Source organism: Gemmatimonadales bacterium (genome assembly GCA_030697825.1).
Classification (GTDB): domain Bacteria; phylum Gemmatimonadota; class Gemmatimonadetes; order Gemmatimonadales; family JACORV01; genus JACORV01.
Map to the genome: position 1 here is coordinate 1 of JAUYOW010000138.1, position 21,020 is coordinate 21,020.

Genomic DNA, 21,020 nt, shown 5'->3' on the forward strand with positions numbered 1-21,020 from the left:
TGCGCCAACAGGACGGCGGCGCTGAGTAGGAGCGGAAGGCGCCACCCACGCATTCCGGGCTAGGGCTCCCCCTCCCACGCGGCCTCGCGCAGGGCCCGCGCGACTGCCTCCGCCGCGCGCTTCCGGCTCGCGCCGGACCGGGCGGCCGGATGGTCATGACGAAGCGCCACTTCGACGCCGTCGTCCACCCCGATCCGATACCACGCACCTTCCTGAAGCGACGTCGGTCCGTCCGTCCGTTCGCCGGTCCGGCCGTCCGTGGTCGCCGCGTGCGGGTGCCAGCGCGACAACGCGCGCGCCACCCGGCCGCGCGGGGCGAAAGTCGGCTCGAGGGCAAGCTCGTTCGGCGCGGGGAGGCTGCCGAGCGACGAAGCCACGCGCTTCTCCAACACGTCACCAGGGGACTCGGCCAGCTCGCGAGTGATCACCGTCAGCGTCGCCCCTTCCATCTGGCGCAGCTTGATGGCGAGGATCTGGAGCAGGTGCCGGTAGCCATAGGTTGCGGCGGTGCCGCGCCCATCCGGCGAGCTCATCAGGTGACGGGTGACGTAGAAGCGAATGGTGCGATCCGAGGGCTGGCTCTGGGCCGCCACGTTGATCGGCGTGACCCCGGACGCCTCGAGGATCCCGCCCGACAACGTGGCCAGGTCGCGGATGTTCCACGGTGCGAGCTTGGCGTACTCGCGGAGGGTGAGGAGCGGGTCACTCATAAGGCCGGGATAAACTATCAGCGACGCGACAGTGCCGCAAACTCATGTTCATTCAGCGGGAGCAGCCCTCGCGCGCCGACTCCGGAAACCTCAATCGTTCGTGTCGAAGGTCGAGAACGGTGAGCGTCGCCTCGACGTAGTTGAGGCTGTCAGGACTTCGGCGTTGATTGAGCCCCTCGATGCGTTGAATCGGGTACCATGGTTCCGCGGCCAACCCTTATCATGGGGCCATGTCGCGCGGCGCAACGCTTCTCGAGCTCACGATGGTCCTGGCCATCGTTTCCGTTCTGGCTACCGTCGTGACCCCGCCCCTCGGGCGGTATCTCGACCGCGCAGCCGTACAGGAAGCGGTTCAGCGCTACGCCGTCCTTCACGAGACCACGCGCCAACTGGCCATAGCCCGCGGCGCCCTGGCGCGACTGGAGCTCGACTCCGCCCGGAAGGCCGTCACCCTCGCGGTGCGGCGCTCACCGTCGGCCTGGGATACGGTGGACACGCGAACCCTTGGCAGCGCGGCGCTCTCGACCAGCCAACCCGTGACCACCTTCGACCCCATCGGCATCGGCTACGGCGCCTCCAACTCGCGGATCGTCTTCAGCCGCGGCGCCGCGGCCGACACCCTGTTCGTCTCCCGCACCGGCCGCCTTCGCCGCTCCTGACCGGCCGTCGTCTCACCTCATCACCCCATCACCACATCACCACATCACCCATCACTCATCACCCCATTACGCTCGTTCATTCGCCCATTGCAACCTTTCCACCCGTTCACACCTCAAATCAAGTGTGAAGGGAGGACGTAGCCATGGTCGCGCGCAAAGTCTGACGGCGGCTTTGCCCGGCCATCCGGCCCGGGGGCGCAAGCTCCCGGGTCGTTTTTTCCTCAACGCCCTTCCGGGCCCCCAAAGCTCAGGTTCGCCGTCACAGCCGTCACCGGGAGCACCCGTATGGCGCCGAGAAAGCGCGTCGGCGGGTCAATGCCGTATTCGCGCATGTCGATCTGGATCGAGGCGGAGACGTCCACGCCGCCCTGCCTCACGACCACCGACCCGGGCACCCGCACGGTCTTGGTGACGCCACGAACCGTGAGGTGGCCCTGGAACACCACCGAAACGGTGTCACCGCGGGTGCCGCCGGCATCCACTCCGATGAGCTCGAAGCGAATGGTCGGGAAGCTGTCGGCGCGCATCGCGTTGCGCATGTGCCTGTCGCGCAGGCCGATCCCGGTGTGCATGTCGGCCACCCGCAGCTCCAGGTTCCCGCGCACGGTGCCGAGATCGCCGCCCGAGTACTCGGCGTGCAGTGCCGTGACCCGGCCGACGAAGTCGTTCACTTTCGTCGCCCGCATCGCGAACGTGATCTCGCCCTGCCGAAGCGGCAGGGCCGTCAAGGATTGTGCGCGCGCCGACGTCGCGAACGCACCGGCGGCGGCGACGATGGCCATGATGCTCGCGCACGCCATCCCACGCGAACCGTGACATCCCATCCATCCCCCTCTCACCCCATCACCCCATCACCACATCACCACATCACCACAATTACCCAGGACGTCTCACCCCTCACCCACCCCAACTCGTGCCGCGTAGGGCTCACAGATCTCCCGAGCGACATCCGCGAAGCGGCGGGGCGCCACGCCGAAGGTGCTCTCGATGGCGTTGTTGGTGGTCGTGTTCCCCTCGATCAGCATGGTCAGCTGGTCCGGCGTGATCGGGTTCAGGTTCGGGAGGACCATCCCCGCGTAGGCGGCGAAGCGTACCATGCCCACGGGCACCGGCACTCGCCGTCGCTTCACGCCGAGGGCCCGCTCGAGCAGGTCCAGCATCTCGTGATAGGTAAGCGCGTCCAGCCCGGCGACGTCGAACGTACCCCGGGTGTCGGGCTTCTCCACCGCCACCGCGAAAACCTCCGCCACATCTTCGATGGCTACGGGCTGCATCTGATACTTCCCGTCGCCGATCACGGGGACAACGGGCGACAGCCGCAACATGTCCACCATCATCCTGAGTGGCGGACTTCCCTGCCCCGCGATGAGCGACGGGCGCAGGATGGCATGGGAGACCCCGCTCGTCCTCACGAGTTCCTCGGCGGCGGCCTTGGTGCGGTGGTAGGCGGTCGCTTCGCGGTCCGGCCGAGCGCCCAGCGCGCTCATGTGTACCAGGCGCGGCACCTCCGCCTCGCGCGCCGCACCCAGGACGTTGCGCGTCCCGCTGACGTGGACGCGCTCGAACGTCTGCCCCGCGACTTCCACGATGATGCCCACCAGGTGCACCACGGCCTCCGCGCCGGTCACGAGCGCGCGCAGCGCCGCCTGATCCTCGAGGTCTCCCTTCACCACCTCGACGCCGCGGTCGTGCAACCACCCCGCGCGCTCGGGCTGGCGCGTGAGGACCCGCACCTCGTGGTCGCGGCGCAGGAGCCGCTCGACCACCCGCGAACCCACGAACCCGGTAGCGCCAGTCACCGCGACAAGCATGAGCCAAGATGCGATTCGGCGACCGGGAGCGATACACCCGAACTCGGCCGCAGCCACACACCGGCTCCCAAAGGAGGTTCCGGAGGTCTGAAACCACCCGCTTGACGCGACCGTAGTTCAGAAGTAGACTCAGGGCGCAATTGACCGGGGTCAAGTTTATACCAAGTGTAGGAGTTCTTATGACCGAAGTGGCTGTCGGGCGGCGCGAGCGCAAGAAGAACGAAACGAAGCGCCGGATCTTCGTCGCGGCCCTCGAGTTGTTCAACGAGAAGAGCTTCGAGGCCACGACGGTGGACGAGATCACCGAGCGCGCCGACGTCGCGAAGGGGACGTTCTTCAACTACTTCCCTCGCAAGGAATCCATTCTTCAGTACCTGAGCGAGGAGTGGCTGGAGCAGGCGGAGGAGGCTGCCGCCGACTCGCACTTGGCCGCCGCGGATCGCCTGATCGCGCTCTTCGGTACGGCCGCGGCGGCGTACGGGGAGAATCGCGCGCTCGCGCGGCTCGTGGTACGGGTGAGCATGCGGCAGATGTGCTGTCCGGAGCCCGAGGGTGCGACCCATCGTCTCGAGCAAATCTTCGCGGAGATCTACCGTGAGGGGCAGGCCCGAGGGGAGTTTCGCGCCGAGGTCGGCCCACACCAGGCCTTCGGCGTGCTCGGCGCGGTCTTCCTTGGCACCCTGCTCTGGTGGGTCGGCGCGAGCGATGACGCTATCGACCCGGTGGCGCGCCAGCTCACGCTCCAGGAAGCGGTCCGCCGGCAGCTCACGATCGTCTTCGACGGCATCCGCACGCGAGGGGAGGCGTAGACGCATGCGTGCCTTCACACTCGCGGCGGCGGCGGCGTTCTCCGTCTGTCCGTCCGTCCGACTGTCCGCCCAATCCTCTCCGGAGCCGGTCCGTCTCACCATGCAGGAGGCTGTCCGTCGCGCGCTCCAGTACGGCGAAGAAGTCCGGCTGGCGCGTTCCGCGGTCCAACTGGCGAGGGGGCAGGTGACCGAAGCGTTCGCCGGGGCGCTGCCGGAGATCCGCGGCTCGGTGACCTACCAGCGCACCTTCGCGTCGGTCTTCGGTGGCGGGGGTAGCGGCACCACGCTGGACCCGTTCGCTCCCGACACGAACGCCTCGTTGAGCGACCGCGTCCGGTATCTGGAGGACGAGTACCCGAACAGCCTGCCGCGGGGGCTGTCGCAGCTCTTCGCGAACACTCCATTCGGGCGGGAGAACACCTACACCGCCGCGATAACCGTCCAGCAGACACTCTTCCAGGGTGGCAAGGTGGGTGCGGGGCTGCGTGGCGCCCGCGCCTACGAGCGCGCCGCCCGCGCCCAGCTCGAAGAGACGCAGCAGGACGTGGTCTACCGGGTGAAGCAGGCGTACATGAACGCGCTGTTCGCGCAGCGAATGCTCGACATCGCCGAGGGCGGCAAAGCGCTCTCGGATGAGCAGCTGAGGCGGGTGCAGCTCAACCATCAGGTCGGCTCTTCGGCGGACTACGACCTGTTGCGCGCGGAGGTGGAGAGCGCGAACCAGGAGCCGCAGGTGATCGCGGCGCGCAACACGCGCGACCTCGCGTTGCTGGAGGTGCGCCGGCTGGTCAACATCGCGCCGGATCAGCCGGTAGAGCTGGACGCCGGGATCCTTGCCGCCACCGACTCGCTGCCGGTGGTTGACCTCGCCGTGCTCGATGCCGAGATCGCGAGCCGCGCGGCGCTCCAGGCTGCCCAGGCAACCGTGGACTTCCGCCGGCAGGTGGTACGCGTGTATCGGGGCGACCTGTACCCGGCGCTGCGCTTCAACATGAGCTACGGCGGCCAGGCTTTTCCCTCGGCAACGTTCCCGTCGGGCGGTGACTTCCGCCGCGACTGGACAGCGTCGCTCTCGCTCTCGATGCCCCTGTTCGACGGCTTCCGCACCCGTGGACTGGTGCAGCAGGCGCGGGCGGAGCTGGACCGGGCCGAGTTGCAGCTCGCGCAGACGCGCGAGTCGGTGGGGATCGAAGTGGAGCAGGCCCGGGCCGAGATGCTGCGGGCGCGCGCCCTGGTCTCGGCGCGCCGGCAGACGGTGACGCAGGCCGCGCGGGCGCACCACCTGGCTTCGGTGCGCTACGCGAACGGCATCGCGGCGGCGCTGGAGGTGTCGGACGCGCGGCTGGCGATGCAGCAGTCGAGGGTGAATGAGGCGCAGGCCAGGAGGGACTACCTGCTCGCCATTGCGGGGCTGGAGCGGGCATTGGGGCGGACAGTGCCGGTACGGGCAGTCGAGAGACGCGCCGACGCGCAGACGCGCAGCGGGAATCAGAACACAGGGGAGCAGCTTCCATGAAGGCGTACAGTGGTGTGGCGGTCGCCGCGGTGCTCGCGATGAGCGTGGCGGCGTGCGGGGGCAAGTCGGAGGGAGAGGCGCAGGCGGAGGCGACGCCGCAGGTGGCTACGCTGGGCGCCGCCGACGTCGGGGTCGCGACGACCGTGACGCTCCGAGCGGGCGTGCCGCTCAGCGGCTCCCTCGAGCCCAAGGTCAACATGACCCTCGGCGCGCCCATCGCCGAGCAGATAGCGGAAATGTTCGTGGACGAGGGCACGGCTCTGCAGCAAGGTCAGCCGATCGCCCGGTTCCGGGACGAAGTGTTGCGTGCCACCGCGAACTCGGCGCGCGCGGACGTGGCGACGCAGCGGATGCAGGTCAGCATCTCGGTCGCGGAATCCACGCGCTCCGAGGCGCTCTTCCGCGAGGGTGCGATCGCGTCGCGCGACCGGGACAACGCCGTCCTGGCACTCGACGCGGCGCGCGGGCGGCTCGCCCTGGCCGAGGCGCTGGCGGCCGGCGCCGACGACCGCCTCGCGACGGCCACCCTGCGCGCGCCGGCGAGCGGAGTCGTCAGCCGCCGCTACGCGCAGGCGGGCGACCGGGTGGACTTCGGCAAGCCGGTCGTGGATCTAGTGGACACGCGCACCCTCCAGTTGGCCGCCACCGTCGAGGCGCAGTGGCTGTCGGAGTTGAGAGTGGGCCGACGGGTGGTTCTCACCGTGGCGCAGTTGGCGGGAGACTCGGTGACCGGCCACATCAGCCGCATCAACCCCGTCGCCGACCCGGCGACGCGGCAGGTCCGCATCTACGTGGACGTGCCTAACGCGAGCCGGCGGCTGGTGGGCGGGCTGTTCGTGTCGGGCCGAGTGCTGGTGCATGAAGCGCGGGACGCCGTGGCGGTCCCGCGCGTCGCGGTCCGGTACGAGGGTGAGGCCCGCGTGCCGACCGTCTGGGTCGTGGACGGAGGCAAGGCGGTGAAGCGCCGGGTCGTGGTGGGGATCGCCGACGAGGAGCGGGGGCTGGTGCAGATCACGAGCGGTGTTGCGGCGGGAGACACGGTCATCGTGGGACCGGTGGACGGCCTCGCCGAAGGCGCGACCGTGGACATCGCCCGCGGGACGCGGTAGGAGACGGCCCATGTTCCTCTCCAACCTGTCCATCAAGCGGCCGGTATTCGCCACGATGATGATGCTGGCGCTCGTGGTGCTGGGCGTCTTCTCGTTCCGTCGTCTCGGCCTCGACAACATGCCGGACGTGCAGTTCCCGTTCGTCCTGGTGCAGACCCGCTACCCCGGAGCGAGCCCCGAGGCGGTCGAGCGCGAGCTGACCAAACGGATCGAGGAGGCGGTCAACACCGTCCAGGGCGTCAAGAGGATCGAGTCGTCGTCGGTCGAGGGGTTCTCGTCCATCTTCATCGAGTTCCAGCTCGAGACCAACGTCATGAACGCGCAGAACGACGTGCGATCCAAGATCGAGGGGATCAAGCTCGAGCTGCCCGGGGACGCGGACCCTCCAATCGTTTCGCGCTACGACCCGTCACAACAGCCGATCGTCACGCTCTCGCTTTCGGGAGACGGCTGGGCGATGCGCGACCTTACTCGCCTCGCGACCGAGACGATCAAGCGACGCATCGAGAACGTCAACGGGGTGGGCAACGTCAGCGTGGTGGGCGGGCTCGAGCGCGAGATTCACGTCGAGCTGCTGCCGGCGGCCATGGAGGCGCTGGGCGTGAGCCCCGACATGGTGATCGCGGCGCTGCGCCGCGAGAACCAGGACACGCCGGCCGGCCGCGTCGAGCGCGGCAACGCCGAGCAGCTGGTGAGGGTGCGCGGCCGGATCCGCGACCCGATGCAGTTCGCGAGCGTGGTGGTCGCGGTGCGGGGTGGCGCCGCGGTCCGGCTGGGTCAGGTGGCGCGGATCGAGGACACCCAGGAGGACGAGCGATCGTTCGCCGCGGTGGCCGGCCGGCGGGCGATCGGTCTGGACGTCCGCCGTGTGTCGGGCGCCAACATCGTCGAAGTGGCCGACGGGGTGAACCTTGTCGTGGCGCAGATCACGCCGGGCCTGCCGCGAGGCGTGGAGCTCAAGGTGATCCGCGACGACTCGCGCTGGACGCGCTCCTCGCTCGAGGACGTGGAGCTGGCGATGTTCCTGGGCGCCGGGCTCACGGTGCTGATCGTCTTCATCTTCCTGAACTCGTGGCGCTCCACCGTGATCACCGGGCTCACGCTGCCGGTGTCGGTGATCTCGGCGTTTCTGATGATCTACGCCATGGGCTTTACGATCAACACCATGACGCTGATGGCGCTGTCGCTGGCGATCGGCATCCTCATCGACGACGCCATCGTGGTCCGCGAGAACATCGTGCGCCACGTGGAGCGCGGGCAGGATCACCACACGGCGGCACGCGAAGGCACCAGCGAGATCGGCTTCGCGGTTTTCTCGACCACGCTCTCGATCCTGGCGGTGTTCGTGCCGGTGGCTTTCATGGGCGGCATCGTCGGGAAGTTCTTCTACCAGTTCGGCATCACCATCGCCTTCGCGGTGGCGGTGTCGCTGTTCGTGTCCTTCACGCTGGACCCGATGCTGTCGTCCATCTGGTACGACCCGCAGGCCGAGGGGCACGCCGAGCGCGGAGCGGTCGGCCGGCTTCTGGAGCGGTTCAACGGCGGCTTCAAGGGAGTGAGCCGGCGATACCGCGGGATCATCGCGTGGGCGCTGGACCACCGGGGGGCGACGATGGGGATCGCATCGGGCGCGATGGCAGGCGCGATCGCGCTGATGGCGGCCGGCGCGGTGGGAGGGCAGTTCATGCCCATCTCCGACCAGGAGGAGACGCAGGTCTTCTTCGAGACGCCGGTCGGCTCGTCGCTGTCGTACACCCGCGCCCGCGGCGAGGAGCTCGATCGCTTCGTGCGCGCCCGGCCCGAGGTGGCCTACACCTACCTCTCGGTGGGCGGCGACGAGCAGGGCAACGTCAACCAGGGCGCCATCTACGTGAAGTTGCGGCCGAGGCATGAGCGGGCGCTCACCCAGCAGCAGCTGGAGACGCAGCTCCGAGCCGCTTTCCGGGGCTTCCATGGCGTGACGCCGACGGTGCAGGCGCCCTCGATGGGCGGCGGGCAACTGCCGATCCAGATCAACGTCCTGGGGCCCGACGTGGGACGGCTCCAGCAGATCTCCGACGAGATGCTGGCGCTGGTCCGCACGGTGCCGGGCGCCGTGGAGATGCAGTCGAGCCTCGAGGGGCGGAAGCCGGAGTTCGTGGTCGAGGTGGACCGCGACCTGGCCGCCAACGTGGGCTTGTCGGTCGGGCAAGTGTCGGGCACGCTGCGCCCCATCCTCGCCGGGCAGCGCGCGACGACCTACGAAGACGAGACCGGTCTCGAGCACGACGTAGTGGTGCGCGTGGCAACGGAGTACCGGACCTCGGCGGCGGACATCGCGCGCATCCCGATCGCGACCAGCCGGACGGACGAGCGGACGCAGTCCGCGGTGATGGTGCCGCTGGGGCAGGTGGCGCGCATCGGCACCGGCTCGGCGCCGGGCGAGATCAAGCACCTGCAACTGGAGCGCATGGCCCGGCTCGAGGGGAACTACGAGGGGCGCTCGCTCACGGAGGTCATGAACGACATCCGGGTCAAGATCGCCGATGTCCAAATCCCGCCCGGCTACCGGCTCAACATCGGTGGCGAGTCGGCGGACTTCGCCGAGACGGTGGGCTACATCCTCGAGTCGCTGACGCTGGCGGTGGTGTTCATCTACCTCATTCTGGCGTCGCAGTTCGGCTCGTTCCTCCAGCCGCTGGCGATCATGCTGGCGCTGCCGCTCTCCATCATCGGGGTGTTGCTCGGCCTCATGGCGTGGCGCGACACGTTCAACATCATGAGCATGATCGGCATCATCATGCTCATGGGACTCGTGACCAAGAACGCGATCCTGCTGGTGGACTTCGCCAACAAGGCGCGCGAGGCGGGGAAGTCCCGGTTCGAGGCGCTGGTGGACGCCGGCGAGATCCGGCTGCGGCCGATCATCATGACCACGCTGGCGATGATCTTCGGCATGCTGCCCACCGCCCTCGCGCTGGGCGACGGCGGCGAGTTCCGCGCCCCGATGGCCCGGGCGGTGATCGGCGGCTTGATCACGTCAACGCTGCTCACGCTGGTCGTAGTTCCGGTCGTGTACACCTTCCTGGACGATTTCGGGGCGAAGGTGGTGGTGTGGATGAAGCGCGGGAAACCGGCGGAGGAGCGGGCGGAGGAGGCAGGCGAGGCGCCGGAGCCTCACGGCGTCCTGGCGGACTGACCTCCCGAGAGATCGGTCATCTTGGTCCTGCCGACGTAGGTGGTGGACGTCTCCTGGTCGTGGGCCGCGATGCGCTTGAGGACGATGGTGATGCGGTCCACCTGCTGAAGAGCCAGTTCTACGTTGGTCCGCGTCGCCGGCGATAGGGTGGCGCCGTCGAGCTTCAGCAGCTCGAGCTGGGTGCGGAGCGCCATCAGCGGGTTGTTCATCTCGTGCGAGATGGCGACAGTGATCTCGCCGATGGCGCCGCGCCGCTCGGCGAGCAGGACCTGGGCCTGCGCCTCGACCAGCGTGCGCTCGACCTGCTGGATCCGCAGCAGCCGGCTCAGGACCCGCGGCAGCATCTCCACGAACGCATCATCCTTGATGACATAGTCGTCGGCACCGAGGCGCAGGGCTTCGGCGGCGACGCGCTCGCTGCCGTACGCGGTGTTCACGATGACCGCGGCCGGGATCCTGCGCTGGCGCACCTCGCGCAGCACGTCGAGCCCGGTCATCGAGCCCTCGAGCTGGTAGTCGAGGAGGATGACGTCGGCGAGCGCCGCCTGGGCGAGGGCGTCGTGGCCCGTCTTGGCGACGCCGACGACCTCGGCGCCCGACGCCTCGACCAGCCGCCGTGCCAGCTTGGCCTGGGCCGTATCGTCCTCGACGATCAAGACCCGCGCCCGCGGCTGCTCAGCGGCGGAGAACGCCAGGGGTTGCGTCGGCCTCATTCCTCCACGAACTCCGCGACCACGCGCTCCGGGATAAGGCCGGCGCGATGGCCCTCGTCCAGCAGCCGCTGCACGGCAGCCCGGCCGCTCGGCCCGTAGTCCAAGGTGAAGTCGTTGACGTACATCCCCACGAACGTGTCGGTGCGCTCGGCGTCCATGCCTCGCGCGTACTGCTGCGCGTGCGCCAGCGCTTCGGCGCGGTGCTCGAGGCCGTACCCGATCGACGCGCGCAGGTCGCGCGAGACCGCCGCGATCAGCTCCTGGCCGAGGTTCTTGCGCACCACGTTGCCGCCGAGCGGCAGCGGCAGGCCGGTCTCCCTGTGCCACCAGTCGCCGAGGTCCTCCCAGAAGAATAGCCCCCGGTCGGCGAACGTCAACTGGCCCTCGTGGATGAGCAGGCCGACCTCCGCGCGCCCCTCCAGGACGGCATCCTCGATCAGGTCGAACGGGACGATCCTGGTCTCCACCAGGGGCTGGTAGAGGCGCAGCGTGAGGGCCGCGGTGGTGCGCTCCCCCGGGATCGCGACGAGCTTGCCCGCGAGCGCGTCCTGCTGCTGCGTCGGGGCCCGCTCCCGAGACACCAGGCGCGGCCCGTACCGGTCGCCGATGGACGCTCCGTGCGGCAGGAGCGCGTAGCGCTCGTGCAGGTAGGCGTAGGCGTGGAACGATACGGCGGTGATCTCCAGCTCGCCCGCCAGGGCGCGCTGGTTGAGCGATTCGATGTCGGCCAGCTCGTGCTCGTATTCCCGGTCGCCGGTGTCGATCTTCCCGGTCGCGAGCGCCCAGAACATGAATGCGTCATCGGAATCGGGGCTATGCGCGACGCGGATACGGGGCATCTTACGGACGGCTCGAAGCGGCCATCGCGCGCTGGGCGTCGTCCCGCGTCTGACCGAGCACCGTCGCGTGCTGCTCGTATTCCGGCAGGTTCTTGGCGCGCTCGGTGGTGTAGTTGTCGAGGAACCCGCGGAACGCGGCGCGGGTGGCGGCGGTATTCCCTTGAGCCTCCGAGGCTCGCACTTTGAGGTACCAGCCGAAGAGATGGGTGCGGGATTTCCGCTGGATGCTGTCGGCCTCGGCTAGCGCGCTGGCCGGGTCACCCGCCGCAAGCTCGATCAGGCCGATGTGAAGTCGCGAGTCGATGTCGAGCGTGTCGAGGTTGGCGTAGGCCTGGACCCCCATTGCGGCGAAGAACCGCACCTGCGCCGTGTCGCCGCTCTCGTGGGCCTGCATGATTCGGTTGAAGAGCCGGTCGGCGGCCTCCCGCGGCGTCATCTGCGAGAGGTCGGTGGTGCCCTGGCCGGGAGCGCCGGCGAACGGGGCGGCCGCCGCGCCGGTGTCGGCTGCCGGCTGCCGGCGCGTGACTACGACGATCACCGTGACGAGGAGCGCTACCACCGCGATCCCCGCGACGATCCAGGGGAGCCGGTCCCCGGCCTGCGCGGCGCCGCCCCCAGGCCGCGCCGGAGCACCGGCCGACGGCGCGCCGGACGTCGCACCGCACTCCGGGCAGAACTTGGCGCGGGCGGAGAGCTTGGCGCCGCAGGACGGACAGGGACGGTTGCCGAGGGGCACGCCGCATTCCGAGCAGAACTTGCCCGAGGTCTGGGCCCCGCAAGCGGGGCACTTGACAGTGGCAGAGGGTGTCATTCCTGAAAGCTAGGCAACGAAACGGATGGGCGCCAACGCTCGCGGCTCTGTTGCTGTCCGGGGGGCTTGTTACAGCCGCCGCGCCCGCGCATGGCCAGACGGGCGCGATCCGCGGTACGGTGCGCGGCCCCGGGGGCGAGCCGCTCAGCTCGCCCGCCGCGACGCTCCCGGCCCTCGGCAGGCGCACCCTTGGCGATTCGCTCGGCGTCTTCGTCCTCCGCGATGTGCCGGCGGGCGCGTGGCGGGTCCAGGTGCGCCGCGTCGGTTTCCGGGAGGGCGCACTAACTGCGATCGTGCGGCCGGACGAGACCACTGAGGTCGTGTTCCAACTCCTGACGGAGCCCATCACCGTCTCCCCGGTCACGGTCGTCACGCGGGCCCCGGAGCGCGCCCGCTTCGAGGACGAGGCGCAGGTCTCCACGCGGTCCCTCGACATCCGCGACATCCGCGCGGTACCCGGCTTCGCGGAATCCGACCTCATGCGCACCGTTCAGTTGTTGCCCGGCGTGGTGTCCCGCAACGACTACTCCGTAGGCCTCAACGTCCGCGGCGGCGACGCCGACCAGAACCTCGTCCTGCTCGACGGGCAGGTCGTCTTCAATCCGTTCCATCTGGGCGGGCTCCTCTCGACGTTCGCCGATGACGCTATCGAGGGACTCGACTTCATCGCCGGCGGCTTTCCCGCCCGCTACGGCGGGCGCCTATCGAGCGTGCTCGACGTGGCGGAGCGGACCGGGTCGACGAGCCGGGTGCGCGGGTCGGCATCGGTGTCGTTGCTATCCTCGAAACTCCACCTCGAGGGCCCGCTGCCGAAGCAGGCCGGCAGCTGGATCATCGCGGGACGGCGCACCTACGCCGACCGGGTCGTGGACGCATTCAGCTCCTCGACCTTCCCATATCACTTCCAGGACCTCATCGGGCGAGTGTCGCTGTCGCGCTTCGCGGGTGGAGTGCTGTCGGCTTCGGGCTTCGCCAGCGGAGACTACTTCAACTTCATCCTGACCGAGGCCAGCACGGGGCAGCCGGAGCAGTCGTTCCGATTCGACTGGGGGAATCGCGCCCTGGGCGCGACTTGGCGGCGGCCGATCGGCGGGAGCGCCCTGCTCACTCAACGGGCGGGCGGAAGCAGTTTCTTCGCCGATATAGACGTAGGGCCCGGCCTCTTCCTCTTCCAGAACCGGGTGCGGCGGCTCGCGCTATCGGGTGACCTGGAGGTGCGCCGCGCGCGCCACGTCCTCGGCGCGGGCTACGTCCTCGAGCGGCACGACATCACTTACCTCGCGACGTCGAGCGATCTCGAGGTGGACCTCGCGCGACTCACGTACCGACCCACGGCGCTCGAGCTCTACGCGGAGGACCAGTGGCGGGCCCGGCCGTGGCTGCTGCTCCGGCCCGGGCTGAGGCTCACGAGGGCGGGGGATTTCACCGGTCTCGCGCCTCGCTTTTCGGCGAAGGCGTTCGTGAATCCGAACACCGCGATCACGCTCTCGGGTGGAAGGTACTTCCAGTACATCCACTCGCTGCGCCAGGAGGAGATCCCCATCTCGCTGTTCGAGTTCTGGGTGGGGACCGATTCGGTCGTGCCGGTGAGCAGCGCCGACCAAGCGATCCTCGGTGCGGAGCGGTGGTTCGGCGAGGGGCTGTCGTTCTCCGCGGAGGTGTACTGGAAGGAGATGCGGAACCTGGTGGACGGCAACCCGGAGGAGGATCCGGGCGTCGTCGGCGACGAGTTCTTCACCGCGCGCGGCACGGCCTACGGGTTCGATCTCTACCTCAGGAAGACGACGGGGCGCTTCACCGGATGGGTGTCGTACACGCTGGGCAAGGTCACGCGGACGGTGGACGACACGGGTGAGCGGTACGCACCGGCGCAGGACCGCCGGCACACCTTCAACGCGGTGGCGAACTTCGCCGGCCCGCTCGGGGCGCGCTGGACCGCGCGCTTCGGGTACGGCTCCGCGCTGCCCTATACCGGGATCGCGGGGCAGTGGATACACCGCTTCTACGATCCGGGGCGCAACATCTTCATCGGCGCGTTCACCGAGCCGTATCGCACGGCGCGCAACACGCTCCGCTATCCCGCCTACTCGCGCCTGGACCTTGCCGCGCGCTGGAGCTTCGGGTGGTTGGGCGCCCGCTGGAATCCGACGGCGTCACTGCTCAACGCGTACTCGAGGACGAACGTGTTCACGTATTTCTATGACTACACCGAGAACCCGCCGGTGAGACGGGGGTTCTCGCAGTTCCCGCTGCTGCCGACCATCGGGCTCGAGGTGGAGTTCTGATGAGCACTGATCGGGCGGGACGCGCAGTAGTCGGCAGACGCGCAGACGCGCAGCGGTCGGCAGCGTTCGGTCGTCAGGGGCGCGCTGACTGTGTGCTGCCTACTGTCCACCACTGCGCGTCTGCGCGTCTGATAACTACTGTTGCCATCGGCCTGCTGACTGCCAGCTGCAAGTTGCAGGAAGTTACCATCCCCCTCGGCGAAGAGGTCGTGGTCGTGCAGGGAGTCCTGACTCTCGATACCAACGCGGCTGCGCAGTACATCGTCGTCGAGCGCTCCATCACCGGTACCATGCAGATCCCCGACCAGGACTCGCTTCGAGGGCCGCCGCGGCCGCCGCTCCCCATCTCCGGCGCTTCGGTGGTCGTGACGCGCGACGACGGAGACTCGGTGCTTTTCGCCGAGATCGCCGACACGCTGGGTGTGTACCGCCTCGACAGCGCGGCAGCGACGGGCTTCCTCGCCGCGGGGCGCGTCTATCGGCTCCGGGTCGCGACGCCGGACGGAAGGGTCGTCACCGCGCGCACCCGCATGCCGGACTTCCCGGTCGTCACCGGGATCCCCGCGAACGGCGCGGTGTTCAACCGCGACCGCGACACGCTCGCGGTGACCTGGAGTGGAGCGGCCGGGACCAAGGGCGTCTTCGTCCAGGTGCGCCCGCGCGATCTCCAGCGCCGGCTCACGCTGCTCCTCTTCACCGACTCGACCAGCTTCCGGGTGGCCGGAAAGTTGCCGCTCCCCTTCGAGTCCGACACCATCGCGCCGTGGGTCTGGGTGGCGGGCAGCCGCGAGACGTTCACGGTGGCGGCGATGGACACCAACTTCTTCGGCTTCTTCAGGACCGGGAACGACCCCTTCACCGGGAGCGGGTTCATCAATACGGTGGAGGGCGGCCTGGGCGTCTTCGGCTCCATGGCCCCGGTGAACCGGACCTACTCCGTGCATGGCGATGTGGACCACCCGTACGAGGGCCGTTACCAGCTGGACTACACGCCGACGAATGGCGGGCGAGCCTTCACCGCGCAGCTCGACCTGTACGTCAACCGCGACCGACCGCCAATACTGATCAACGCCATCGGCAACGTCACGCAGGGCTACTTCTCGGGCGGACAGCCGCTCGAGGCGGCGGGCCGGATTCTCAGCGCCGGCGGGATGAGCCTCTGGGTGATCGACACCGAGACCAGCGCCGCGCAGCCGCGCATCCTCCTCCTCGGCGACATCGACCCGGCCGGAACGGCAGGCGGCATCGTGCGGGACCGGGACGGCGCGGACATCGGCACGTATACCCTTACGAGGCTGCCGTAACCCGTTCGCGCCCTGCCGCCCTAGCCGTCCTGCCGCACCGCCGCCTGACCATCCGTCGTGTCCTGCGCGTCGGTGCGTCTGTGCGTCTGTCATCCCTGCGCGTCTGGCGCGTCTGCGCGTCTGCCAACTAGCTTGTGTCCATGTCCCTCGTCTCCCAGGCCCGCCGGCAGGCCGGCGAAGTCATTGCGAAGCACGTCAACCAGATCGCGCAGAACTGGCGCGACGCCGTGCGCGCCGACCAGCAGATAGAGGGCGACGACAAGCTTCCCGACCTCCTCCTCACCAACCAGGTCCCGGCGCTTCTCGCCGACATCGCCCACACTCTCGTGGTTGGCGACGAAGGCCCATCGTCGGAGATGTCGATCTCGCGCCGGCGCCGGGGACTGCGCTTCGGCAAGCTGCGCGGCCTGGCCCGCTACGACGCGTCGGACCTTTACCGTGAGTTCCGGCACTTGAGGCACGCGATCTGGCGGCTGCTCCGCCGGGAGCTGGATTGGAGCCGCGGCGACGCCTTCGAGGTGATGCTGGCGATCGACCAGTACCTGGACGAGGTCATCGGCGCGAGCCTCCGCGGCTTCTTCGAGGCCTCCGAGCGCACCGGCGCCCGCGCCTCCGGCGATGTCGACGTTGGTGGGGAGGGCGGCGACTAGCCGCCTCCCCCTTCCGGCCCCTATCCACGGAATCCTCCATCGCCTTCCCCTGGATCCAGCGGGCTACCCACATGGGCCAGCTCGCCCGCGGCGAGACCCGGTGGGAGGTCTACCTGGAGGCCGAGCACGTTCCCGACGAAGGCATCGTTCGCGGCCGCATCCACTTCGTTCACGGCGACCGGCACCGTCAAAGTGCCTGGATCTTCCTCGAGAGGTCGCAGAAGGAAGTGCAGGAACGGTTCAACGATTTTTCCGCCAATGAGTTGTGGAGTCTGGTAGAGTCCCTGGGGCCGTAGCAGGTGGAAGGTGACAGGGTTCGGTAGAGTTCTGTCGCCTGTCTCCTTCCCCCTGCCAGCCGCTGCAACTCTGCAACCCTGCAACTCTGGCTCGGACGCCACATCACCCGTTGCGTGGCCGCATCAGAAATCGTGCACATCCCGCACATTCTTTAGTGCCAAACCGCAGAAAAACCTCATCTCCAGCCGTCTCTGCCCCTTTCTCTGCTTGGCACGCCCATTGCGCTTGACACTCCTGCACCTCGTCGATAGTTTGGCGCCTTACCCAACCCGGACCCCAGCCATGACGGCTACCATGCCCCCGAAGACAGCCAGTAAGAAGAGCACCGCCAGGACCTCCGCCTCCCCTGCCGACGTCGTCAGGAAGGCGCGCGACGCTGGTGTCCAGGTAGTGGACGTCCGATTCACGGACCTGCCCGGCACCTGGCAGCACTTCTCGATCCCGCTCAAGGAGCTCGACGAGGAGAAGTTCGAGGAGGGCCTCGGCTTCGACGGCTCGAGCATCCGCGGTTTCCAGGCCATCAACGAGAGCGACATGCTCCTGATGATGGATCCCGCGACCGCCTTCGTGGATCCATGCCTCAAGGTCCCCACGCTGGCCATCGTGTGCGACATCAAGGACCCGATCACCGGCGAGCGCTATTCGCGCGACCCTCGGTTCATCGCGCAGAAAGCCGAGCAGCACCTGATCGAGAGCCGCATCGCGACGACTTCTTACTGGGGCCCGGAGGCTGAGTTCTACGTCTTCAACTCGGTGCGGTTCGACCAGAACGCGCACGAGGGCTACTACCACATCGATTCCGAAGAGGGGATCTGGAACTCGGGGCAGAACGGTTCGCCGAACCTCGCGCACCGGCCGCGGCACAAGGAGGGCTACTTCCCGGTGCCACCGGTGGACAAGCAGCAGGACCTGCGCTCGCGGATCATGCTGGCGCTGATCGAGTCGGGCATCGATGTCGAGGTGCAGCACCACGAGGTGGGCACCGCGGGGCAGGCCGAGATCGACATGCGCTACGACACTCTGGTGCGCATGGCCGACAAGGTCATGATGTACAAGTACATCGTGAAGAACGTGTGCCACGATCACGGCTTCACGGCCACCTTCATGCCCAAGCCGCTCTTCGGGGACAACGGCTCGGGGATGCACGTCCACCAGAGCCTCTGGGATGACGGGGAGAACCTGTTCTTCAACCCGAAGGGCTACGCCGGGCTGTCGGACCTGGCGCGCTTCTACATCGGCGGGCTCCTGAAGCATGCGCCGGCGCTCCTGGCCTTCGCGGCGCCGACCACCAACTCGTACCGCCGGCTGGTGCCGGGCTTCGAGGCGCCCATCAATCTCATTTACTCCCAGCGCAACCGCTCGGCGATCGTGCGCATCCCGATGTACTCGAAGGCGCCCAAGGCCAAGCGGCTCGAGTTCCGCGCGCCCGATCCGTCGTGCAACCCGTACCTCACCTTCGCGGCGCTGCTCATGGCGGGCCTCGACGGCGTGCGCAACCGTATCGAGCCGCCCGCGCCGATGGACAAGGACCTCTACGAGCTGGAGGGTGCGGAGAAGCGGCGGGTGAAGAACACGCCGGGGTCGCTGGCCGAGGTGCTGGCCGCGCTCGAGTCCGACCACGATTTCCTGCTCAAGGGCGACGTATTCACTTCCGATTTGATCGAGACGTGGATCAGCTACAAGCGGGAGAAGGAAGTGAAGCCCATGGCGCTTCGGCCGCATCCGTACGAGTTTTTCCTCTACTATGACGCCTAGGCAGCACGGCGGCACGAAGTCGGGCGCGGTGATCGCCGCGCCCGTTTCGTCCAAGGCGGCGGTGCGGGCCACGCTGCCCCTGACCCGCGACCCGGAGTATGGCGCGCTCCTCGAGGGCAAGCGCATCACCAAGGCCGACATCCTGGCCATGGTGGACCGGCTCGACGTGCGCTTCCTCCGGCTCCAGTTCACCGACATCCTGGGCATCAACAAGAACGTCGAGGTGCCGCGGAGCCAGTTCGAGAAGGCGCTCGACGGCCAGATCATGTTCGACGGCTCGTCCATCGAAGGGTTCGTGAGGATCGAGGAGTCGGACATGCTGCTCTGCCCGGACCTCGACACCTTCCGGATCTTCCCCTGGGCCGCGGAGGACGGGCTGGTCGCGCGGCTCATCTGCGACATCTGCAACACCGACGGCACGCCGTTCGTGGGTTGCCCTCGCTCCGCCCTCAAGCAGCAGATCGCGCGCGCGGCGAAGCTCGGCTACGAGATGATGGCCGGGTGCGAGGCGGAGTTCTTCCTCTTCTACAAGGACGCTCAGGGCGAGCCGACGACGGTCACCCATGACGTGGCCGGCTACTTCGACGTGGGACCCACGGACCGCGGCGAGCAGGCGCGGCGGCTCATCGTCGCGGACCTCGAGGAAATGGGCTTCGAGGTGGAGGCGGCGCACCACGAGGTGGCGCCGGGGCAGCACGAAGTGGATTTCAGGTACGCCGACGCGCTCAAGACCGCGGACGATCTCGCGACCTTCCGTCTGGTGGTCCGCAGCGCCGCCGAGCGGTACGATCTGGTGGCGACGTTCATGCCCAAACCCATCTTCGGGCAGAACGGCTCGGGGATGCACACCCACCAGAGCCTCTTCAGGGACGGGAAGAACGCCTTCCACAACCCGAAGGGGCAGTGGGAGCTGTCGAAGGTAGCGCTCCACTACATCGCGGGGCTGCTGGAGCACGCGCGCGGCTTCTGCGCCGTGACCAACCCGCTGGTGAACAGCTACAAGCGGCTGGTGCCGGGCTACGAGGCGCCGGTGAACGTGGCGTGGAGCATGAAGAACCGTTCGCCCCTGGTGCGCATCCCGGATCGGCGTGGCACGGGGACCCGGTGCGAGCTGCGCATGCCGGACCCTTCGGCGAACCCGTACCTCGCGCTCGCGGTGCAGCTCGCGGCGGGGCTGGACGGGATCGAGAAGGGGCTCGAGCCGCCGGAGCCGGTGAACAAGAACATCTTCAAGATGACCTATCGCGAGCGGCGGCATTACCGCATCGACGACCTGCCGAGGGACCTGCACGAGGCGCTGGACTGCCTGGAGAAGGACGAGGTGGTGATGGCCGCGTTAGGCGAGCACATCGCGGGGCGGTTCGTTGAGGCCAAGCGGGCGGAGTGGCAGGAGTACATCATGCAGGTGAGCGAGTGGGAGGTGAGGCGGTACCTGGGGACTTACTGACGCGCCGGTCGTGGCGTGGCAGGTCATGCCGGCGGCACCCTCTACACCGACGCCGGCCCCATGCCAGGCGCGCTCGACGTGCTCGCGGATCTCGAACGGCGCGGCATTCCCGGCTAGATGCCGCGGCGGCGGCGCTCCTCGCGCAGGGCCTCGAGCTCCAGAAGCGCCTCGAGGTCCTTGCGACGACCGGCGGCCTTCTTGGAAGCTATCAGCGCGTCGAGCGCTAGCACCCGCACGGGAACGCCCGTGAGCGAGGCCGGCACCGACGCCGCCTCGACAGCCGAGTACTCGCCAACGCCCGCGACCCGATCCATCACATCGAGATCGCCGAAACTGGTCGTCAGGGTCAGCACCGGACAATCTCGTAGCGTTCGCGCGTCCATCCAGAAGGGAAGTTCCGGCTCCACTCCGCGCAGGTAGGCGTTCCAGCCGGCCAGAACTCCTGCAAGTCGCTCGCGGTTCTCAGGCGTCGGCTCGTAACAGATGTCTACGTCCGCGGTGATGCGCGGCGAGCCGTGGACGTTGGCAGCCAGGCCTCCCACGACCACATAGCGGATCGTGGCCGCATTCAATCCCGCCAGGATCTCGGGGAGGCGCATCGTCATCGTAGCGTTCCTCGGATCTCGCTCAGGAACGCCATATCCTCACTCACCATCCTGAGCCGTTCCTCGGGATTCCTGCGCAACGCGGAGTCGATGAGCGTTACGTCCACCCCGTACTCCTTCGCCCGCTGGACGGCGCTCTTCCTCTTCCGGTTCCGGCGGCCGCGCAGGCGCTCACCATACTTGTTGATCGCGAGCGCGAGGTTGGCCCCGTAGGTCGTGAAGAACCGCGGCAGCTCGACGCAGAGAGTGACGCCGCCCGGCGACTCTCGGCTCCAGGTGCCGGTCATTTCGGTTCCCGCGAGGATCTCCCCCGCCAGTGGCCAGGCGTCGAGGAGCGGCATGCCCGAGCCTTCGGCGAGAAAGCGGGCGAGGGCCAGGCGACGGGCGAGCGGTTCGGAATAGGCGCGCCGCACCTTGAGCCGCGACCGCGCGTTGAGCACCCAGCGCGGTGTGGCGGCGACGGCGACGGCGAACTGGCCCAAGGTCATGTCAAATAAGTATCGCAACAATACCTATTTGTCA

Annotated in this window: 19 protein-coding genes; 11 read left to right on the forward strand and 8 right to left on the reverse strand. The window is 68.3% G+C overall.

Translation table 11 applies throughout. The features are described from left to right. Positions 1-59: 59 nt before the first annotated feature. Positions 60-710, reverse strand: coding sequence for a MerR family transcriptional regulator (locus Q8Q85_07345; protein ID MDP3774070.1), 651 nt, complete (start codon positions 708-710; stop codon positions 60-62). Positions 711-940: 230 nt separating this feature from the next. Here Q8Q85_07345 and Q8Q85_07350 point away from each other — a divergent pair, with 230 nt between their 5' ends. Further along, the gene (locus Q8Q85_07350) at positions 941-1,369 is read left to right on the forward strand and encodes a type II secretion system protein (GenBank protein ID MDP3774071.1); all 429 of its coding nucleotides are present in this window, start codon (positions 941-943) and stop codon (positions 1,367-1,369) included. A 221-nt stretch (positions 1,370-1,590) separates the two neighbouring features. On the opposite strand, the gene Q8Q85_07355 is transcribed toward Q8Q85_07350, so the two are convergent. After that, a complete protein-coding gene (locus Q8Q85_07355; GenBank protein ID MDP3774072.1) occupies positions 1,591-2,151 on the reverse strand; it encodes a YceI family protein in 561 nt (186 codons plus the stop codon). A gap of 108 nt (positions 2,152-2,259) precedes the next feature. After that, positions 2,260-3,180, reverse strand: a complete 921-nt coding sequence (locus Q8Q85_07360) for a complex I NDUFA9 subunit family protein (protein MDP3774073.1) — start codon at positions 3,178-3,180, stop codon at positions 2,260-2,262. A gap of 179 nt (positions 3,181-3,359) precedes the next feature. On the opposite strand from Q8Q85_07360, the gene Q8Q85_07365 reads away from it, so the two are divergent. Genes Q8Q85_07365 through Q8Q85_07380 form a run of 4 tightly spaced genes read left to right on the forward strand, consistent with a single transcriptional unit; the run spans position 3,360 to position 9,792 of the window. Beyond that, positions 3,360-3,989 carry a TetR/AcrR family transcriptional regulator gene (locus Q8Q85_07365; GenBank protein MDP3774074.1) on the forward strand — a complete coding sequence of 210 codons (630 nt, stop codon included), beginning with the start codon at positions 3,360-3,362 and terminating at the stop codon, positions 3,987-3,989. A gap of 4 nt (positions 3,990-3,993) precedes the next feature. Next, the gene (locus Q8Q85_07370; protein ID MDP3774075.1) at positions 3,994-5,505 is read left to right on the forward strand and encodes a TolC family protein; all 1,512 of its coding nucleotides are present in this window, start codon (positions 3,994-3,996) and stop codon (positions 5,503-5,505) included. After that, positions 5,502-6,614 (forward strand): efflux RND transporter periplasmic adaptor subunit, encoded by a 1,113-nt coding sequence (locus Q8Q85_07375; protein MDP3774076.1) that lies wholly within the window; start codon positions 5,502-5,504, stop codon positions 6,612-6,614. The genes Q8Q85_07370 and Q8Q85_07375 overlap by 4 nt, the downstream gene beginning before the upstream one ends. A 10-nt stretch (positions 6,615-6,624) precedes the next feature. After that, entirely contained in the window at positions 6,625-9,792 is a 3,168-nt protein-coding gene (locus Q8Q85_07380; protein MDP3774077.1) for an efflux RND transporter permease subunit, read from the forward strand. On the opposite strand, the gene Q8Q85_07385 is transcribed toward Q8Q85_07380, so the two are convergent. Genes Q8Q85_07385 through Q8Q85_07395 form a run of 3 tightly spaced genes read right to left on the reverse strand, consistent with a single transcriptional unit; the run spans position 9,771 to position 12,155 of the window. After that, positions 9,771-10,505 (reverse strand): response regulator, encoded by a 735-nt coding sequence (locus Q8Q85_07385; GenBank protein MDP3774078.1) that lies wholly within the window; start codon positions 10,503-10,505, stop codon positions 9,771-9,773. The two genes, Q8Q85_07380 and Q8Q85_07385, sit on opposite strands and share 22 nt — an antisense overlap. After that, positions 10,502-11,344, reverse strand: a complete 843-nt coding sequence (locus Q8Q85_07390) for an MqnA/MqnD/SBP family protein (GenBank protein MDP3774079.1) — start codon at positions 11,342-11,344, stop codon at positions 10,502-10,504. The genes Q8Q85_07385 and Q8Q85_07390 overlap by 4 nt, the downstream gene beginning before the upstream one ends. A gap of 1 nt (position 11,345) precedes the next feature. Further along, the gene (locus tag Q8Q85_07395; protein MDP3774080.1) at positions 11,346-12,155 is read right to left on the reverse strand and encodes a zinc ribbon domain-containing protein; all 810 of its coding nucleotides are present in this window, start codon (positions 12,153-12,155) and stop codon (positions 11,346-11,348) included. 119 nt (positions 12,156-12,274) lie between these two features. On the opposite strand from Q8Q85_07395, the gene Q8Q85_07400 reads away from it, so the two are divergent. From Q8Q85_07400 to glnA (Q8Q85_07425), 6 genes are all read left to right on the forward strand, one after another. After that, positions 12,275-14,440, forward strand: a complete 2,166-nt coding sequence (locus Q8Q85_07400) for a TonB-dependent receptor (GenBank protein ID MDP3774081.1) — start codon at positions 12,275-12,277, stop codon at positions 14,438-14,440. 215 nt (positions 14,441-14,655) lie between these two features. After that, a complete protein-coding gene (locus Q8Q85_07405; GenBank protein ID MDP3774082.1) occupies positions 14,656-15,744 on the forward strand; it encodes a hypothetical protein in 1,089 nt (362 codons plus the stop codon). 140 nt (positions 15,745-15,884) lie between these two features. Further along, positions 15,885-16,394, forward strand: coding sequence for an RsbRD N-terminal domain-containing protein (locus Q8Q85_07410; GenBank protein ID MDP3774083.1), 510 nt, complete (start codon positions 15,885-15,887; stop codon positions 16,392-16,394). 71 nt (positions 16,395-16,465) lie between these two features. Beyond that, positions 16,466-16,690, forward strand: coding sequence for a hypothetical protein (locus Q8Q85_07415; protein ID MDP3774084.1), 225 nt, complete (start codon positions 16,466-16,468; stop codon positions 16,688-16,690). Positions 16,691-16,973: 283 nt separating this feature from the next. Beyond that, a complete protein-coding gene (gene glnA / locus Q8Q85_07420; protein ID MDP3774085.1) occupies positions 16,974-18,446 on the forward strand; it encodes a type I glutamate--ammonia ligase in 1,473 nt (490 codons plus the stop codon). Continuing rightward, positions 18,436-19,893 carry a type I glutamate--ammonia ligase gene (glnA, locus tag Q8Q85_07425; protein ID MDP3774086.1) on the forward strand — a complete coding sequence of 486 codons (1,458 nt, stop codon included), beginning with the start codon at positions 18,436-18,438 and terminating at the stop codon, positions 19,891-19,893. The genes glnA (Q8Q85_07420) and glnA (Q8Q85_07425) overlap by 11 nt, the downstream gene beginning before the upstream one ends. Positions 19,894-20,006: 113 nt before the next feature. On the opposite strand, the gene Q8Q85_07430 is transcribed toward glnA (Q8Q85_07425), so the two are convergent. Together Q8Q85_07430 and Q8Q85_07435 are read right to left on the reverse strand one after the other, a co-directional pair. Then, complete coding sequence (locus Q8Q85_07430; protein MDP3774087.1) at positions 20,007-20,498, reverse strand: hypothetical protein; 492 nt, start codon at positions 20,496-20,498, stop codon at positions 20,007-20,009. Then, positions 20,495-20,986, reverse strand: a complete 492-nt coding sequence (locus Q8Q85_07435; GenBank protein MDP3774088.1) for a hypothetical protein — start codon at positions 20,984-20,986, stop codon at positions 20,495-20,497. Before Q8Q85_07435 ends, Q8Q85_07430 begins: the two co-directional genes overlap by 4 nt. Between the last annotated feature and the right edge of the window lie 34 nt (positions 20,987-21,020).

Coding starts and splice junctions, on each gene's coding strand:
- glnA (MDP3774085.1), top strand. CDS start 16,974: ATGACGGCTACCATGCCCCCGAAGACAGCCAGTAAGAAGAGCACCGCC.
- Q8Q85_07395 (MDP3774080.1), bottom strand. CDS start 12,155: ATGACACCCTCTGCCACTGTCAAGTGCCCCGCTTGCGGGGCCCAGACC.
- Q8Q85_07350 (MDP3774071.1), top strand. CDS start 941: ATGTCGCGCGGCGCAACGCTTCTCGAGCTCACGATGGTCCTGGCCATC.
- Q8Q85_07360 (MDP3774073.1), bottom strand. CDS start 3,180: ATGCTTGTCGCGGTGACTGGCGCTACCGGGTTCGTGGGTTCGCGGGTG.
- Q8Q85_07355 (MDP3774072.1), bottom strand. CDS start 2,151: ATGGCCATCGTCGCCGCCGCCGGTGCGTTCGCGACGTCGGCGCGCGCA.
- Q8Q85_07375 (MDP3774076.1), top strand. CDS start 5,502: ATGAAGGCGTACAGTGGTGTGGCGGTCGCCGCGGTGCTCGCGATGAGC.
- Q8Q85_07415 (MDP3774084.1), top strand. CDS start 16,466: ATGGGCCAGCTCGCCCGCGGCGAGACCCGGTGGGAGGTCTACCTGGAG.
- Q8Q85_07410 (MDP3774083.1), top strand. CDS start 15,885: ATGTCCCTCGTCTCCCAGGCCCGCCGGCAGGCCGGCGAAGTCATTGCG.
- Q8Q85_07435 (MDP3774088.1), bottom strand. CDS start 20,986: ATGACCTTGGGCCAGTTCGCCGTCGCCGTCGCCGCCACACCGCGCTGG.
- Q8Q85_07390 (MDP3774079.1), bottom strand. CDS start 11,344: ATGCCCCGTATCCGCGTCGCGCATAGCCCCGATTCCGATGACGCATTC.
- Q8Q85_07385 (MDP3774078.1), bottom strand. CDS start 10,505: ATGAGGCCGACGCAACCCCTGGCGTTCTCCGCCGCTGAGCAGCCGCGG.
- Q8Q85_07370 (MDP3774075.1), top strand. CDS start 3,994: ATGCGTGCCTTCACACTCGCGGCGGCGGCGGCGTTCTCCGTCTGTCCG.
- Q8Q85_07380 (MDP3774077.1), top strand. CDS start 6,625: ATGTTCCTCTCCAACCTGTCCATCAAGCGGCCGGTATTCGCCACGATG.
- Q8Q85_07345 (MDP3774070.1), bottom strand. CDS start 710: ATGAGTGACCCGCTCCTCACCCTCCGCGAGTACGCCAAGCTCGCACCG.
- Q8Q85_07430 (MDP3774087.1), bottom strand. CDS start 20,498: ATGACGATGCGCCTCCCCGAGATCCTGGCGGGATTGAATGCGGCCACG.
- glnA (MDP3774086.1), top strand. CDS start 18,436: ATGACGCCTAGGCAGCACGGCGGCACGAAGTCGGGCGCGGTGATCGCC.
- Q8Q85_07365 (MDP3774074.1), top strand. CDS start 3,360: ATGACCGAAGTGGCTGTCGGGCGGCGCGAGCGCAAGAAGAACGAAACG.